Source organism: Variovorax sp. Sphag1AA, assembly GCF_014192575.1.
In the GTDB taxonomy this organism is placed as follows: Bacteria; Pseudomonadota; Gammaproteobacteria; order Burkholderiales; family Burkholderiaceae_C; genus Variovorax.
This window is the reverse complement of record NZ_JACHYC010000005.1, coordinates 500,073-512,457: the sequence shown is the minus strand read 5'-3', so window position 1 is coordinate 512,457 and position 12,385 is coordinate 500,073. Positions and strand designations below refer to the sequence as shown.

Sequence of the window (12,385 nt, the reverse complement as noted above, 5' to 3'; positions counted from 1 at the left end):
TTGGGAATATCACGAAATGATCCAAACTGAATCCCGGCTCGATGTGGCCGACAACACGGGCGCGAAATCCGTCCTGTGTATCAAGGTGCTCGGTGGCTCCAAGCGGCGCTATGCCAGCGTCGGCGACGTCATCAAAGTCTCCATCAAGGAGGCTGCTCCGCGTGGTCGCGTCAAGAAGGGCGAGATCTACAGCGCTGTGGTGGTGCGTACCGCCAAGGGTATCCGTCGTGCCGACGGCTCGCTCGTCAAGTTCGACGGCAACGCCGCTGTGTTGCTTAACGCCAAGCTGGAGCCGATCGGCACCCGCATCTTTGGACCGGTCACGCGCGAACTGCGTACCGAGAAGTTCATGAAGATCGTGTCGCTGGCTCCCGAAGTTCTCTAAGGACAACAACGCCATGAACAAGATTCGCAAAGGCGACCAGGTCATCGTGTTGGCCGGCCGCGACAAGGGTAAGCGCGGCACCGTCACGCTGCGTGCGGACGATTCGCACGTCGTCGTCGAGGGTATCAACCTCGTCAAGAAGCACACCAAGCCGAACCCTCTGAAGGGTACGACGGGTGGCATCGTTGAAAAGGCCATGCCGATTCATCAATCCAACGTGGCGATCTTCAATGCTGCGACCGGCAAGGCCGATCGCGTCGGCATCAAGGTCACGGACGGCAAGCGCGTGCGCGTCTTCAAGTCCAGCGGCGAAGAAATCAAGGCCGCCTAAGGGGTACTTACATGGCACGTCTCCAACAACACTATCGCGAAAAGATCGCGAAAGATCTGACTGAAAAGTTCGGCTACACCTCGCCGATGCAGATCCCGCGCCTGACGAAAATCACGCTCAACATGGGCGTGGGTGAAGCAGTCGCCGACAAGAAGGTGCTCGACAACGCTGTGGCTGATCTGACGAAGATTGCTGGCCAGAAGCCCGTGGTGACCAAGTCGAAGAAGGCTATCGCTGGTTTCAAGATTCGTGAGAACCAGCCGATCGGCTGCATGGTCACGCTGCGCGGTGTGCAGATGTATGAATTCCTGGATCGCTTCGTGACTGTCGCGCTGCCGCGCGTCCGCGACTTCCGCGGGATCTCTGGTCGTGCGTTCGATGGCCGTGGTAACTACAACATCGGCGTCAAGGAACAGATCATTTTCCCTGAGATCGAGTACGACAAGGTTGATGCCCTGCGCGGTCTCAACATCAGCATCACGACGACGGCCAAGACCGACGAAGAAGCCAAGGCGCTTCTCGCTGGCTTCCGTTTTCCGTTCAAGAACTGAGGTGGTTTGTGGCTAAAGTAGCTTTGATCGAGCGCGAGCTCAAGCGAGAAAAACTGGTCGCAAAGTACGCCGCCAAGCACGCGGAACTGAAGGCGATCGCCAACGACGCAAAGAAGAGCGACGAAGAGCGCGCGGCTGCCCGCCTGGCTCTGCAGAAGCTCCCGCGCAACGCGAACCCGACGCGCCAGCGCAATCGCTGCGAAATCACGGGTCGCCCGCGTGGCACCTTCCGCCAATTCGGTCTGGCGCGCGCCAAGATCCGCGAAATGGCTTTCAACGGCGACATCCCGGGTGTCACCAAGGCCAGCTGGTAAGCCAGGCAGGAGCAAACAACATGAGCATGAGTGATCCCATTGCCGACCTGCTGACGCGTATCCGCAACGCGCAGATGGTGGCGAAGCCCACCGTGTCGGTTCCGTCTTCCAAGGTGAAGGTTGCAATCGCACAGGTCCTGAAGGACGAGGGCTATATCGACGGTTTCAAGGTCAAGACCGAAGCCGGCAAGACCGAGCTGGAAATCGCGCTGAAGTATTACGCTGGTCGCCCGGTCATCGAGCGCATCGAGCGTGTGAGCCGTCCCGGCCTGCGCGTCTACAAGGCGAGCGCCGCGATTCCGCAAGTCCAGAACGGCCTTGGCGTTGCTATCGTCACGACCCCGAAGGGCGTGATGACGGACCGCAAGGCTCGCGCCGCCGGTGTCGGTGGCGAAGTGCTGTGCTACGTCGCCTAACCGAGACATCAAGGAGAAACTGAATGTCCCGCGTAGGAAAAATGCCAGTCGCCATCCCCGCTGGCGTGGATGTGTCGATCAAGGAAGACCAGATCAGCGTCAAGGGTTCGGGCGGTACGCTCAGCCTCGCACGCAATGCGTTGGTCAACGTCGTCAACAAGGACGGCAAGCTGAGCTTTGAGCCCGCCAACGATTCGCGCGAAGCGAATGCGATGAGCGGCACCGTTCGCCAGTTGGTGAACAACATGGTGGTCGGCGTGACCAAGGGCTTCGAAAAGAAGCTCAACCTGATCGGCGTTGGTTACAAGGCCCAGGCGCAAGGCGCCAAGCTGAACCTGTCGGTCGGGTTTTCGCATCCGGTCAACAAGGACATGCCGCAAGGCATCACGGTGGCAACGCCCACCCCGACCGAAGTCGTGATCAAGGGTGCCGACCGCCAGCGCGTCGGCCAAGTGGCCGCTGAGATCCGCGCCATCCGTCCGCCAGAGCCCTACAAGGGTAAGGGCATCCGCTATGCGGACGAGAAGGTTGTGATCAAAGAGACCAAGAAGAAGTAAGGGGCAGCAAAATGATGTTGACCAAAAAAGCACAGCGTCTCCGTCGCTCGCGCCAGACCCGTATTCGTATTGCAACGCAAGGCATTGCGCGTCTGACGGTGAATCGCACCAACCTGCATATCTACGCCACTGTCATCTCCGGCGACGGCTCGAAGGTGCTCGCGAGCGCGTCGACTGCCGAAGCAGAAGTGCGCGCCGCCCTGGGTGGCTCGGGCAAGGGTGGCAACACGGCCGCAGCAACCGCCATCGGCAAGCGCATCGCTGAAAAGGCGAAGGCAGCCGGCGTGGAAAAGGTTGCCTTCGATCGCGCAGGTTTCGCATACCACGGTCGCGTGAAGGCGCTGGCCGATGCGGCCCGCGAAGCCGGCCTGCAGTTCTAACCGGACACGAGATTCAAAATGGCAAAGATTCAGGCAAGAACGCAGAACGAAGGACCCGAGGACGGTCTGCGCGAGAAGATGATCGCGATCAACCGCGTCACCAAGGTGGTGAAGGGTGGTCGTATTCTGGGTTTCGCAGCGCTCACCGTGGTGGGTGATGGCGACGGCCGTGTCGGCATGGGCAAGGGCAAGTCGAAGGAAGTGCCCGCTGCCGTGCAAAAGGCAATGGAAGAAGCACGTCGCAACTTGATGAAGATTTCGATCAAGAACGGCACCTTGCACCACCAGGTGACGGGTCACCACGGCGCTTCGTCGGTCGTGATGTATCCGGCCCCGAAGGGTACCGGCATCATCGCCGGCGGCCCGATGCGTGCCGTGTTCGAAGTGATGGGTATCACCGACATCGTGGCCAAGAGCCATGGTTCGTCGAACCCTTACAACATGGTCCGCGCGACGCTGGACGGTCTGCGGAACTCGACGACGGCTTCCGAAGTTGCTGCCAAGCGCGGCCTGACCGTTGAGCAACTCTTCGCCTAAACCGGGAGTTTCGAAATGACGCAACAACAAACCGTCAAGGTGCAATTGGTCAAGAGCCCGATCGGCACCAAGCAATCGCATCGCGCCACCGTTCGTGGCCTGGGCCTGCGCAAGCTCAATAGCGTGAGCGAACTGCAGGACACGCCCGCGGTTCGCGGCATGATCAACAAGATCAGTTATCTGGTCAAAGTGCTCTAAGCAGAGTCACTGAGAGAGACGCATATGGAACTCAATGGCATCAAGCCGGCAGCTGGCGCTAAGCACGCCAAGCGCCGTGTCGGCCGCGGTATCGGCTCTGGCCTCGGCAAGACTGCTGGCCGCGGTCACAAGGGTCAGAAGTCGCGCGCAGGCGGTTTCCACAAAGTGGGCTTCGAAGGCGGTCAGATGCCGCTGCAGCGTCGCCTGCCGAAGCGCGGCTTCAAGTCGCATCTGCTGAAGTTCAACGCTGAAGTGACGCTCGCATCGCTTGAGCAGCTGGGCCTGGCAGAAGTGGACGTGCTGGCTCTCAAGCAAGCAGGACTCGTGGCTCAGATCGCCAAGGTCGTCAAGGTCGTGAAATCGGGTGAGATCACCAAGGCCGTCAAGCTGACGGGTATTGGTGCCACGGCCGGTGCCAAGGCAGCGATCGAAGCGGCTGGCGGCAGCGTCGCCTAAACACAAACGGACTGAAAGAAGTTCTTCGTGGCAACCAACGCGGCAACGCTCGCAAAAACAGGCAAGTTCGGTGACCTGCGTCGCCGGCTTGTCTTTTTGCTGCTCGCTCTCGTGGTCTATCGCATCGGGGCTCACATCCCGGTGCCTGGCATCAACCCGGACCAACTGGCGCAGCTGTTCCAAGGTCAGCAGGGTGGCATCCTGAGCCTGTTCAACATGTTCTCGGGTGGCGCTTTGTCGCGCTTCACCGTGTTCGCGTTGGGCATCATGCCTTACATCTCCGCGTCGATCATCATGCAGTTGATGACCTACGTGATTCCCACCTTCGAGCAATTGAAGAAGGAAGGCGAGGCAGGTCGCCGCAAGATCACCCAGTACACCCGATACGGGACCCTGGCACTTGCGCTGTTCCAATCGTTCAGCATCGCCGTTGCGCTCGAGTCCTCGCCGGGCTTGGTCCTGGCGCCGGGGTTTGGCTTCCGCCTCACCGCGATGATCAGCTTGACCGCTGGTTCGATGTTCCTGATGTGGTTGGGTGAGCAGATCACTGAGCGCGGCTTGGGCAACGGGATCTCGATCCTGATCTTTGCTGGCATCGCTGCTGGTCTGCCGAACGCGATCGGCGGTCTGCTGGAGCTGGTTCGCACCGGCGCCATGAACGTGCTGGTTGCACTGTTCATCGTGGCGGTGGTCGTTCTGGTGACCTATTTCGTCGTGTTCGTCGAACGAGGTCAACGCAAGATTCTGGTGAACTATGCGCGGCGACAGGTGGGCAACAAGGTGTACGGCGGTCAGTCGTCGCATCTGCCGCTCAAGCTGAACATGGCCGGGGTGATCCCGCCGATCTTTGCGTCGTCGATCATCCTGCTGCCGACCACTATCGTGGGATGGTTCAGCACCGGTGAGAGCTCACGCTGGATCAGGGATATTGCGAGTGCTTTGCACCCGGGGCAACCGATCTACGTTCTGCTGTACGCCAGCGCGATCGTGTTTTTCTGCTTTTTCTACACGGCGCTGGTTTTCAACAGCCGTGAGACTGCAGATAACCTGAAGAAGAGTGGTGCGTTTATTCCGGGCATCCGTCCGGGTGACCAGACCGCAAGGTACATCGACAAGATCCTGGTTCGTCTGACGCTGGCTGGCGCGGTGTACATCACCTTCGTTTGCCTGCTGCCGGAGTTCCTGATCCTGAAGTACAACGTGCCGTTCTACTTCGGAGGCACATCCCTGTTGATCATCGTGGTGGTCACGATGGACTTCATGGCCCAGGTACAGAACTACATGATGTCTCAGCAGTACGAGTCGCTGCTAAAGAAGGCCAACTTCAAGACTTCGTAGGCATGAGATGTCGAAGGACGATGTCATCCAGATGCAAGGAGAGGTTCTGGAGAACCTGCCCAACGCGACATTCCGGGTGAAGCTTGAAAACGGGCACATCGTTCTTGGTCATATTTCCGGAAAGATGCGGATGCACTACATCCGAATCCTTCCAGGTGACAAAGTCACCGTTGAGTTGACGCCCTACGACTTGAGCCGGGCGCGCATTGTGTTTCGGGCGAAATGAGTCGCCGGGTTGAAGAGTTTTAGGAGAATGAAATGAGAGTTTCGGCTTCGGTCAAAACCATTTGCCGTAATTGCAAGATCATCCGCCGCAAGGGTGTGGTGCGTGTGATCTGTTCCGACCCGCGCCACAAGCAGCGCCAGGGTTGATTGATAGAGTACTAGAGGACGCACATGGCACGTATTGCTGGCATCAACATTCCGCCGCACAAGCACGCTGAAATTGGCCTGACGGCCATCTACGGCATCGGTCGCACGCGCGCACGCAAGATTTGCGAAGCGAGCGGCATCGAGTACTCGAAGAAGATCAAGGATCTGACCGACGCCGATCTCGAGAAGATCCGCGATCAGATCGCGCTCTTCACGATCGAGGGCGACCTGCGCCGCGAAACGACGATGAACATCAAGCGCTTGATCGACATCGGTTGCTATCGTGGTTTCCGTCATCGTCGCGGCCTGCCGATGCGCGGCCAGCGTACGCGCACCAACGCCCGCACTCGCAAGGGTCCGCGCAAGGCTGCGCAGTCCCTGAAGAAATAAGGATAGACCAGCATGGCTAAAGCTCCTGCCAATAACGCAGCACAGCGCGTTCGCAAGAAGGTTCGCAAGAACGTCGCGGACGGTATCGCGCACGTGCACGCTTCGTTCAACAACACGATCATCACGATCACGGACCGCCAGGGCAACGCTCTGTCGTGGGCTTCGTCGGGTGGTCAAGGCTTCAAGGGTTCGCGCAAGTCGACGCCGTTCGCTGCGCAGGTGGCCTCTGAAGTTGCAGGCCGCGCCGCGGTCGAGCAAGGCATCAAGAATCTCGACGTCGAGATCAAGGGTCCCGGCCCGGGTCGCGAATCGTCGGTGCGCGCGCTGGCTGCGCTCGGCATCCGGATCAATTCCATTGCCGACGTGACCCCCGTGCCGCATAACGGCTGCCGTCCGCAGAAGCGTCGTCGCATCTAAGGCGATGACGTCTGGCGCAGACCGCTTCACGGCGGCTGCGCGTTTTGTTTTTTAACAAGCCCACCGCCATCGGCATACGTTGATGGCTCCCGCAGTCCGCTGCGGTAGATGAACAAAGGAAGATCAAGTGGCACGCTATCTCGGCCCCAAGGCCAAACTCTCCCGCCGCGAAGGCACCGACCTGTTCCTGAAGAGCGCTCGTCGTTCGATCCAGGACAAGGCGAAGTTCGACTCCAAGCCCGGTCAGCACGGCCGCACCTCGGGTCAGCGCACCTCGGACTTCGGTCTGCAGCTGCGCGAGAAGCAGAAGGTCAAGCGCATGTACGGCGTGCTCGAAAAGCAATTCCGTCGCTACTTCGAAGAAGCTGATCGCCGCCGCGGCAACACGGGCGCGAACCTGCTGTTCATTCTCGAATCGCGTCTGGACAACGTTGTCTATCGCATGGGCTTCGGCTCGACGCGCGCGGAAGCCCGCCAACTCGTGTCGCACAAGGCGATCACGGTGAACGGCCAGTCGGTCAACATCCCGTCGTACCTGGTTAAGACCGGCGACATCATCGCTGTCCGCGAAAAGTCGAAGAAGCAGAACCGCGTCGTCGAAGCACTCCAGCTCGCACAGCAAGTCGGTATTCCCGCCTGGGTTGAAGTGAATGTCGACAAGGCCGAAGGTACCTTCAAGAAGGTGCCAGATCGCGATGAATTTGCCTCGGACATCAACGAGTCGCTGATCGTCGAACTGTACTCGCGCTAATCAGACGATAACGAGCCGCGTCGCGGCTCGAACTTGTATTTTTGTTCTCGCCGGGAGGCATTCCCGTCGAGGACTTCACCAGCCTTACCGGTGTAACGAGCCGGGGGTATTGAGAGGAAGTCTGCATGCAAACAACCCTGCTGAAACCCAAGACCATCCAGGTCGAGCAACTCGCGCCCAACCGGGCGAAGGTCACGCTCGAGCCGTTCGAGCGCGGCTACGGCCACACGCTCGGCAACGCGCTGCGTCGCGTTCTGCTTTCGTCGATGGTCGGCTATTCGGCGACGGAAGTCACCATTGCGGGCGTGCTGCATGAGTACTCGTCCATCGATGGCGTGCAGGAAGATGTGGTCAACATCCTCCTGAACCTGAAGGGCGTGGTGTTCAAGCTGCACAACCGCGACGAAGTCACGTTGAGCCTGCGCAAGGATGGTGAAGGTGCCGTTACGGCGTCGGACATCCAGACGCCGCACGACGTCGAGATCATCAATCCCGATCACGTGATCGCCCACCTGTCGCAGGGTGGCAAGCTCGACATGCAGATCAAGGTCGAGAAGGGCCGTGGTTACGTGCCGGGCACGATGCGCCGCTATGCGGATGAACCGACCAAGTCGATCGGCCGCATCGTTCTGGATGCATCGTTCTCGCCGGTCAAGCGTGTGAGCTACACGGTGGAGAGTGCCCGTGTGGAGCAACGTACCGACCTCGACAAGCTGCTGGTCGAAATCGAGACCAACGGCGCCATCACTGCGGAAGATGCGGTTCGCGCTTCGGCAAAGATCCTGGTTGAGCAATTGGCTGTGTTCGCACAACTCGAAGGCGGCGAACTCGCTGCATTCGACGCTCCGGCGCCGCGCAGTGCTCAGCAGTTCGATCCGATCCTGCTGCGTCCGGTCGATGAGCTCGAGCTCACGGTTCGTTCTGCGAACTGCCTGAAGGCCGAGAACATCTACTACATCGGTGACCTGATCCAGCGTACCGAGAACGAGTTGCTCAAGACCCCGAACTTGGGTCGCAAGTCGCTCAACGAAATCAAGGAAGTGCTCGCCTCCCGCGGCCTCACCTTGGGTATGAAGCTCGAAAGCTGGCCGCCGGCCGGCTTGGACAAGCGTTGATTTTTTGAATTGGGCCTTCTGGGCCTGTGCACCGGGCAGTACCTGATACGGCTGCCTGTTTTTATAAAGTAAAGGAAAGCACCATGCGTCACGGACACGGACTCCGCAAACTCAACCGCACCAGCTCGCACCGCCTCGCGATGCTGCAGAACATGATGAACTCGCTCATCGAGCACGAAGTCATCAAGACCACGGTCCCGAAGGCCAAGGAACTGCGTCGCGTCATCGAGCCGATGATCACGCTCGCCAAGAAGCCGACGGTTGCCAACAAGCGGCTCGCTTTCGATCGCCTGCGCAATCGCGACAACGTCGTGAAGCTCTTCGGTGAACTCGGCCCGCGTTACCAGGCCCGTCCTGGTGGCTACACCCGTATCCTGAAGATGGGTTTCCGCGTTGGCGACAACGCACCCATGGCGCTCGTCGAATTGGTCGATCGTCCTGAAGTTTCCGAGGCTGCCGACGAGCAAGCCGCTGCGGAATAAGCTATAATTTCTGTCTGCCGCGCGATGGAGCAGCCTGGTAGCTCGTTGGGCTCATAACCCAAAGGTCGCAAGTTCAAATCTTGCTCGCGCAACCAAATATCTGATGATTCTTTGAGTCATTAGGCCATGTCAAAAGGCCCACTTTTTCAAGTGGGCCTTTTGCATTTGCGCGCTCGATTCGTCGGGCCGTACTCAATCAGGGATCACAGCGGTCACCTCGATCTCGACCTTCGCGCGCGATTCAACCAACGCAGCCACCTGTACGCAAGTCATCGCAGGAAAGTTGCGTCCCATCGCATCGCGATACACCGGGCCAAGTTCACCCAAGCGCCGGTTGTATTCATCGCGGTCGGTCACGTACCAGGTCATACGCACCATGTGCTCGGGCCCGGCGCCAGCCTCGCGCAGCACTTCAACAATGTTCCGCAGCGCCAGTCCTGTTTGCTCGATGAAATCGTCGGACTCGAATTGCTGTTGCGCATTCCAGCCGATTTGTCCACCGACGAACACCATCGTTCCGCGTGCGGCCACGCCGTTCGCGTAGCCCTTCGGGGGAGCCCAGCCAGGAGGTTGGAGGAGTTTGATCATGCGAGTTGCCTCAGTTTGAATCGTTGGAGTTTTCCGGTCTCGGTGCGCGGCAGGTTGGCCACGAACGCGACTTCCCGGGGATATTTGAAAGGAGCGATGGTCGCTTTGACGTGGTCCTGCAGCGACTTGATCAGCGCGGCATCGCCTGTATGGCCCGGCTTGAGCACGCAGAATGCCTTCACGATCATGCCGCGCTCTTCGTCGGGCTTGCCGATGACGCCGCATTCGGCCACTGCCGGATGCTTCAGCAGCGCGTCTTCAACCTCGGGGCCGCCGACGTTGTAGCCCGCGGTCACGATCATGTCGTCGGCACGCGATTGATAGAAGAAGTAGCCGTCCTCGTCCTCGACGAAGGCGTCGCCCGGGTAGTTCCAGCCCTTCTTGACGTAGTCGGCCTGACGCGGATCTTCAAGGTAGCGGCAACCCACGGGACCGACGATGGCCAACTTGCCCACCGTGCCACGCGGCACCTCGTTGCCGTTGTCGTCGACGATCCGCGCGGTAAAGCCCGGCACCGCCTTGCCGACTGCGCCACGCCGCACCTGGTCGCCAGCGGCCGAGATGTAGATGTGAAATACCTCGGTGCCGCCGATGCCGTCGAGCATCTCGATGCCCGTCGCCTGCTTCCACAACTGCCGAGTTGCATCGGGTAGCGCCTCGCCTGCGCTGACGCTGATACGCAGACTGGGCACGCCATGCTGCTTCGCGAATACCGCCATCTGGCGATAGAAAGTCGGCGCCGTGTAGCAGATGGTCGCGCCGACATTCCGGATGACCTGCACCATCGATTCGGGCGTGTACGGGCCGTCATGGAAGTACACCGATGCGCCTGCCCACATCGGGAAGATCAACAGCCCACCGAGCCCGAAAGTGAAGGCCAATGGCGGCGAGCCGATCACGATGTCATCACTGCGTGCCTGCAAGATATGGCGAGGCCATGTCTGGCACATCGCGATGACATCGCGGTGTGTGGTGACTGGTGCCTTCGGCTTACCGGTTGTCCCGGAAGTGAAAGCCAACAGTGCGATGTCATCTGCGGACGTCGGGCACGCGGTGAATACGCCGCTCTTGGTCGAGGCCCGTGCGGACAGCGAATCCGGCGCATCGGGGTGGTTGAAAGCCACGATCGTCTTGAGCACCGGATGCGCCTGCTGTGCGGTCTGCAGCTCGTCGAGCAGCTTCCCGTCGCACAGTGCCGCGGAAGGCTGCGACTTCTCGAGGATGTCGCCGAGCTCCTTGGCACGAAGCAGCGGCATGGTCGCGACGGCGATCATGCCGGCCTTGACCACCGCGAGCCACCCAAGGGCCATCGGAATCGAATTCCCGCCACGCAGCAGCACGCGATTGCCGGGCACTAGGCCGAGGTCCTCGGTCAGCACCTGCGCGATCCGGTTGACCTCGACGGCGGCCTCCGCATACGTGAGCGTTCGTCCCGGTGAGCGCAACATCGGCTTGTCCGCAAAGCCCTTGTCCGCCGCCTTGTCCAGCAACTCCTCGACCAGATTCAACTGATCGGGCAGTTGAAGCTCGGGCAGGTCGTACCGGAAGATCGGCAGCTGATCGGCCGGCGGAAGCCGGTCATGCACGAAGCGGTCGATTTGCGCACTTGCGGTCATTTGGTCCTCAGTACGGATTTGCCGATGATGAGTTGCTGAACCTCCGTCGCGCCTTCGTAGATGCGCAGCGAGCGGATGTCGCGATAGAGGCTTTCGACCTTGGTGCCGACCTTGACGCCCAGGCCGCCGTGCATCTGCAGCGCCATGTCGATGACCCGACTGGCGTTCTCGGTGGCGGTCATCTTGGCCATTGCGGCTGCGGCGGTGAGGTCGCCGACGGCGGGTTCGCCGCGACGTTCGCTGTCGTCACGCATCCAGGCTGCGCGATAGGTCAGCAGCGCGCCCGCATCGATCAGGGCGGCCATCTCGCCGAGCTTGGCTTGCGTCAGCTGGAAGTCCGCCAGCGTCTGCCCGAACATCTTGCGCTTCTGTGCGTGCTGAATGGCTTCTGTCAGCGCGCGACGCCCCATGCCCAGTGCGGCGCCGGCGACGGAGGCGCGGAAGATGTCCAGCGTGCGCATGGCCAGCTTGAATCCGCCATTCAACTCTCCGAGCTGTGCGCTGCGCGGAATCACACAGCCGTCGAAGCGCAGCGTGGCCAGCGGATGCGGCGCCATCACGTCGATGTGTGACGAGGTGTCGAGTCCCGGCGTCTTCGCATCGACGATGAATGCGGTGATACCGCGGGAACCGGCGGTCGGATCAGTCTTGGCGAACACGCAATAGAAATCGGCGAGGCCGCCATTGCTGATCCAGGTTTTCTCGCCAGTCAGGCGCCAGCCGTCGGCCGTGGCCTCCGCGCGCATCGCCATGGCGCCGACGTCGGAGCCCGCTTCGGGTTCGCTCAGTGCAAAGGCAGCAATCTTGTCGCCGCGCCCAACGGGTGTCAGGTAGTTCGCATGCTGCTCGGCAGTGCCCGCGAGCGTGATCGCGCCGCTGCCCAGGCCCTGCATCGCGAAGGCGAAGTCAGCGAGTGGCGAGTGAAACGCGAGCGTCTCCCGCAGCAGCACCAGCGCGCGCGAATCGAGTCGGTCGAGCGCACCGCCAGACGCAGCAGGCACGCAGTAGCGCAACCAACCAGCGTCGCCCAGCCGTCGCACCCAGTCGCGGCAGGCGGCGCGGTCGTCACGCTCGTCCACCGACTGCGCACGCGCCCAAGGCAGCAGATCGCGCGCGAGCGCACGATGCGCTTCGTCGAAGAACGGCAGCGAGAGATGGCTCGTCGAAGGATCGACAGAAGAAGCGGCCATG

The 12,385-nt window shown here is 60.6% G+C and carries 21 protein-coding genes and 1 tRNA gene; 19 read left to right on the top strand and 3 right to left on the bottom strand.

The window, feature by feature from the left end; genetic code table 11:
- Positions 1-16 precede the first annotated feature (16 nt).
- The 19 genes from rplN (at position 17) to FHW64_RS21890 (ending at position 9,085) form a co-directional block, all read left to right on the top strand.
- The gene (rplN, locus tag FHW64_RS21980; RefSeq protein WP_068674584.1) at positions 17-385 is read left to right on the top strand and encodes a 50S ribosomal protein L14; all 369 of its coding nucleotides are present in this window, start codon (positions 17-19) and stop codon (positions 383-385) included.
- A 13-nt stretch (positions 386-398) separates the two neighbouring features.
- Positions 399-716 carry a 50S ribosomal protein L24 gene (rplX, locus tag FHW64_RS21975; protein ID WP_184530129.1) on the top strand — a complete coding sequence of 106 codons (318 nt, stop codon included), beginning with the start codon at positions 399-401 and terminating at the stop codon, positions 714-716.
- A gap of 11 nt (positions 717-727) precedes the next feature.
- Positions 728-1,267, top strand: a complete 540-nt coding sequence (rplE, locus tag FHW64_RS21970; protein WP_093162401.1) for a 50S ribosomal protein L5 — start codon at positions 728-730, stop codon at positions 1,265-1,267.
- An 8-nt stretch (positions 1,268-1,275) separates the two neighbouring features.
- Complete coding sequence (gene rpsN, locus FHW64_RS21965) at positions 1,276-1,581, top strand: 30S ribosomal protein S14 (RefSeq protein WP_088954788.1); 306 nt, start codon at positions 1,276-1,278, stop codon at positions 1,579-1,581.
- A gap of 20 nt (positions 1,582-1,601) precedes the next feature.
- The gene (gene rpsH / locus FHW64_RS21960; protein ID WP_184530127.1) at positions 1,602-1,997 is read left to right on the top strand and encodes a 30S ribosomal protein S8; all 396 of its coding nucleotides are present in this window, start codon (positions 1,602-1,604) and stop codon (positions 1,995-1,997) included.
- A gap of 23 nt (positions 1,998-2,020) precedes the next feature.
- Positions 2,021-2,554, top strand: coding sequence for a 50S ribosomal protein L6 (rplF, locus tag FHW64_RS21955; RefSeq protein ID WP_088954786.1), 534 nt, complete (start codon positions 2,021-2,023; stop codon positions 2,552-2,554).
- Between the two features lie 14 nt (positions 2,555-2,568).
- Positions 2,569-2,934 carry a 50S ribosomal protein L18 gene (rplR, locus tag FHW64_RS21950; RefSeq protein ID WP_184530471.1) on the top strand — a complete coding sequence of 122 codons (366 nt, stop codon included), beginning with the start codon at positions 2,569-2,571 and terminating at the stop codon, positions 2,932-2,934.
- A gap of 18 nt (positions 2,935-2,952) precedes the next feature.
- A complete protein-coding gene (gene rpsE / locus FHW64_RS21945; RefSeq protein WP_093162406.1) occupies positions 2,953-3,471 on the top strand; it encodes a 30S ribosomal protein S5 in 519 nt (172 codons plus the stop codon).
- Positions 3,472-3,486: 15 nt separating this feature from the next.
- Positions 3,487-3,669 (top strand): 50S ribosomal protein L30, encoded by a 183-nt coding sequence (gene rpmD / locus FHW64_RS21940; protein ID WP_130366860.1) that lies wholly within the window; start codon positions 3,487-3,489, stop codon positions 3,667-3,669.
- A 24-nt stretch (positions 3,670-3,693) separates the two neighbouring features.
- Positions 3,694-4,125 carry a 50S ribosomal protein L15 gene (gene rplO / locus FHW64_RS21935; RefSeq protein WP_093162407.1) on the top strand — a complete coding sequence of 144 codons (432 nt, stop codon included), beginning with the start codon at positions 3,694-3,696 and terminating at the stop codon, positions 4,123-4,125.
- A 27-nt stretch (positions 4,126-4,152) separates the two neighbouring features.
- Complete coding sequence (gene secY / locus FHW64_RS21930) at positions 4,153-5,463, top strand: preprotein translocase subunit SecY (RefSeq protein WP_184530125.1); 1,311 nt, start codon at positions 4,153-4,155, stop codon at positions 5,461-5,463.
- A 7-nt stretch (positions 5,464-5,470) separates the two neighbouring features.
- A complete protein-coding gene (gene infA, locus FHW64_RS21925; protein WP_086919801.1) occupies positions 5,471-5,689 on the top strand; it encodes a translation initiation factor IF-1 in 219 nt (72 codons plus the stop codon).
- Positions 5,690-5,721: 32 nt separating this feature from the next.
- Positions 5,722-5,835 carry a 50S ribosomal protein L36 gene (rpmJ, locus tag FHW64_RS21920; protein WP_068641696.1) on the top strand — a complete coding sequence of 38 codons (114 nt, stop codon included), beginning with the start codon at positions 5,722-5,724 and terminating at the stop codon, positions 5,833-5,835.
- A gap of 24 nt (positions 5,836-5,859) precedes the next feature.
- Positions 5,860-6,225: a 30S ribosomal protein S13 gene (rpsM, locus tag FHW64_RS21915; protein WP_088954781.1), complete on the top strand. Its 366-nt coding sequence runs from the start codon at positions 5,860-5,862 to the stop codon at positions 6,223-6,225.
- Positions 6,226-6,237: 12 nt separating this feature from the next.
- The gene (gene rpsK, locus FHW64_RS21910) at positions 6,238-6,642 is read left to right on the top strand and encodes a 30S ribosomal protein S11 (protein ID WP_009124825.1); all 405 of its coding nucleotides are present in this window, start codon (positions 6,238-6,240) and stop codon (positions 6,640-6,642) included.
- Positions 6,643-6,769: 127 nt separating this feature from the next.
- Positions 6,770-7,393, top strand: a complete 624-nt coding sequence (gene rpsD / locus FHW64_RS21905) for a 30S ribosomal protein S4 (RefSeq protein ID WP_184530123.1) — start codon at positions 6,770-6,772, stop codon at positions 7,391-7,393.
- 125 nt (positions 7,394-7,518) lie between these two features.
- The gene (locus tag FHW64_RS21900) at positions 7,519-8,508 is read left to right on the top strand and encodes a DNA-directed RNA polymerase subunit alpha (RefSeq protein WP_093162415.1); all 990 of its coding nucleotides are present in this window, start codon (positions 7,519-7,521) and stop codon (positions 8,506-8,508) included.
- Positions 8,509-8,591: 83 nt separating this feature from the next.
- Positions 8,592-8,990 carry a 50S ribosomal protein L17 gene (rplQ, locus tag FHW64_RS21895; protein WP_184530115.1) on the top strand — a complete coding sequence of 133 codons (399 nt, stop codon included), beginning with the start codon at positions 8,592-8,594 and terminating at the stop codon, positions 8,988-8,990.
- Positions 8,991-9,008: 18 nt separating this feature from the next.
- Positions 9,009-9,085: transfer RNA gene (locus FHW64_RS21890), tRNA-Met, on the top strand.
- 97 nt (positions 9,086-9,182) lie between these two features.
- Here FHW64_RS21890 and FHW64_RS21885 read toward each other — a convergent pair.
- Genes FHW64_RS21885 through FHW64_RS21875 form a run of 3 tightly spaced genes read right to left on the bottom strand, consistent with a single transcriptional unit; the run spans position 9,183 to position 12,384 of the window.
- The gene (locus FHW64_RS21885; protein ID WP_184530114.1) at positions 9,183-9,578 is read right to left on the bottom strand and encodes a RidA family protein; all 396 of its coding nucleotides are present in this window, start codon (positions 9,576-9,578) and stop codon (positions 9,183-9,185) included.
- Positions 9,575-11,194 (bottom strand): AMP-binding protein, encoded by a 1,620-nt coding sequence (locus FHW64_RS21880; RefSeq protein WP_184530113.1) that lies wholly within the window; start codon positions 11,192-11,194, stop codon positions 9,575-9,577. Before FHW64_RS21880 ends, FHW64_RS21885 begins: the two co-directional genes overlap by 4 nt.
- Positions 11,191-12,384, bottom strand: coding sequence for an acyl-CoA dehydrogenase family protein (locus FHW64_RS21875; RefSeq protein WP_184530111.1), 1,194 nt, complete (start codon positions 12,382-12,384; stop codon positions 11,191-11,193). Before FHW64_RS21875 ends, FHW64_RS21880 begins: the two co-directional genes overlap by 4 nt.
- Between the last annotated feature and the right edge of the window lies 1 nt (position 12,385).

Bases quoted from the DNA above. Each gene is read 5' to 3' on its own strand.
- rplN (WP_068674584.1), top strand. From the start codon at position 17: ATGATCCAAACTGAATCCCGGCTCGATGTGGCCGACAACACGGGCGCG.
- rplX (WP_184530129.1), top strand. From the start codon at position 399: ATGAACAAGATTCGCAAAGGCGACCAGGTCATCGTGTTGGCCGGCCGC.
- rplE (WP_093162401.1), top strand. From the start codon at position 728: ATGGCACGTCTCCAACAACACTATCGCGAAAAGATCGCGAAAGATCTG.
- rpsH (WP_184530127.1), top strand. From the start codon at position 1,602: ATGAGCATGAGTGATCCCATTGCCGACCTGCTGACGCGTATCCGCAAC.
- rplF (WP_088954786.1), top strand. From the start codon at position 2,021: ATGTCCCGCGTAGGAAAAATGCCAGTCGCCATCCCCGCTGGCGTGGAT.
- rplR (WP_184530471.1), top strand. From the start codon at position 2,569: ATGTTGACCAAAAAAGCACAGCGTCTCCGTCGCTCGCGCCAGACCCGT.
- rpsE (WP_093162406.1), top strand. From the start codon at position 2,953: ATGGCAAAGATTCAGGCAAGAACGCAGAACGAAGGACCCGAGGACGGT.
- rpmD (WP_130366860.1), top strand. From the start codon at position 3,487: ATGACGCAACAACAAACCGTCAAGGTGCAATTGGTCAAGAGCCCGATC.
- rplO (WP_093162407.1), top strand. From the start codon at position 3,694: ATGGAACTCAATGGCATCAAGCCGGCAGCTGGCGCTAAGCACGCCAAG.
- infA (WP_086919801.1), top strand. From the start codon at position 5,471: ATGTCGAAGGACGATGTCATCCAGATGCAAGGAGAGGTTCTGGAGAAC.
- rpmJ (WP_068641696.1), top strand. From the start codon at position 5,722: ATGAGAGTTTCGGCTTCGGTCAAAACCATTTGCCGTAATTGCAAGATC.
- rpsM (WP_088954781.1), top strand. From the start codon at position 5,860: ATGGCACGTATTGCTGGCATCAACATTCCGCCGCACAAGCACGCTGAA.
- rpsK (WP_009124825.1), top strand. From the start codon at position 6,238: ATGGCTAAAGCTCCTGCCAATAACGCAGCACAGCGCGTTCGCAAGAAG.
- FHW64_RS21900 (WP_093162415.1), top strand. From the start codon at position 7,519: ATGCAAACAACCCTGCTGAAACCCAAGACCATCCAGGTCGAGCAACTC.
- rplQ (WP_184530115.1), top strand. From the start codon at position 8,592: ATGCGTCACGGACACGGACTCCGCAAACTCAACCGCACCAGCTCGCAC.
- FHW64_RS21885 (WP_184530114.1), bottom strand. From the start codon at position 9,578: ATGATCAAACTCCTCCAACCTCCTGGCTGGGCTCCCCCGAAGGGCTAC.
- FHW64_RS21880 (WP_184530113.1), bottom strand. From the start codon at position 11,194: ATGACCGCAAGTGCGCAAATCGACCGCTTCGTGCATGACCGGCTTCCG.
- FHW64_RS21875 (WP_184530111.1), bottom strand. From the start codon at position 12,384: ATGGCCGCTTCTTCTGTCGATCCTTCGACGAGCCATCTCTCGCTGCCG.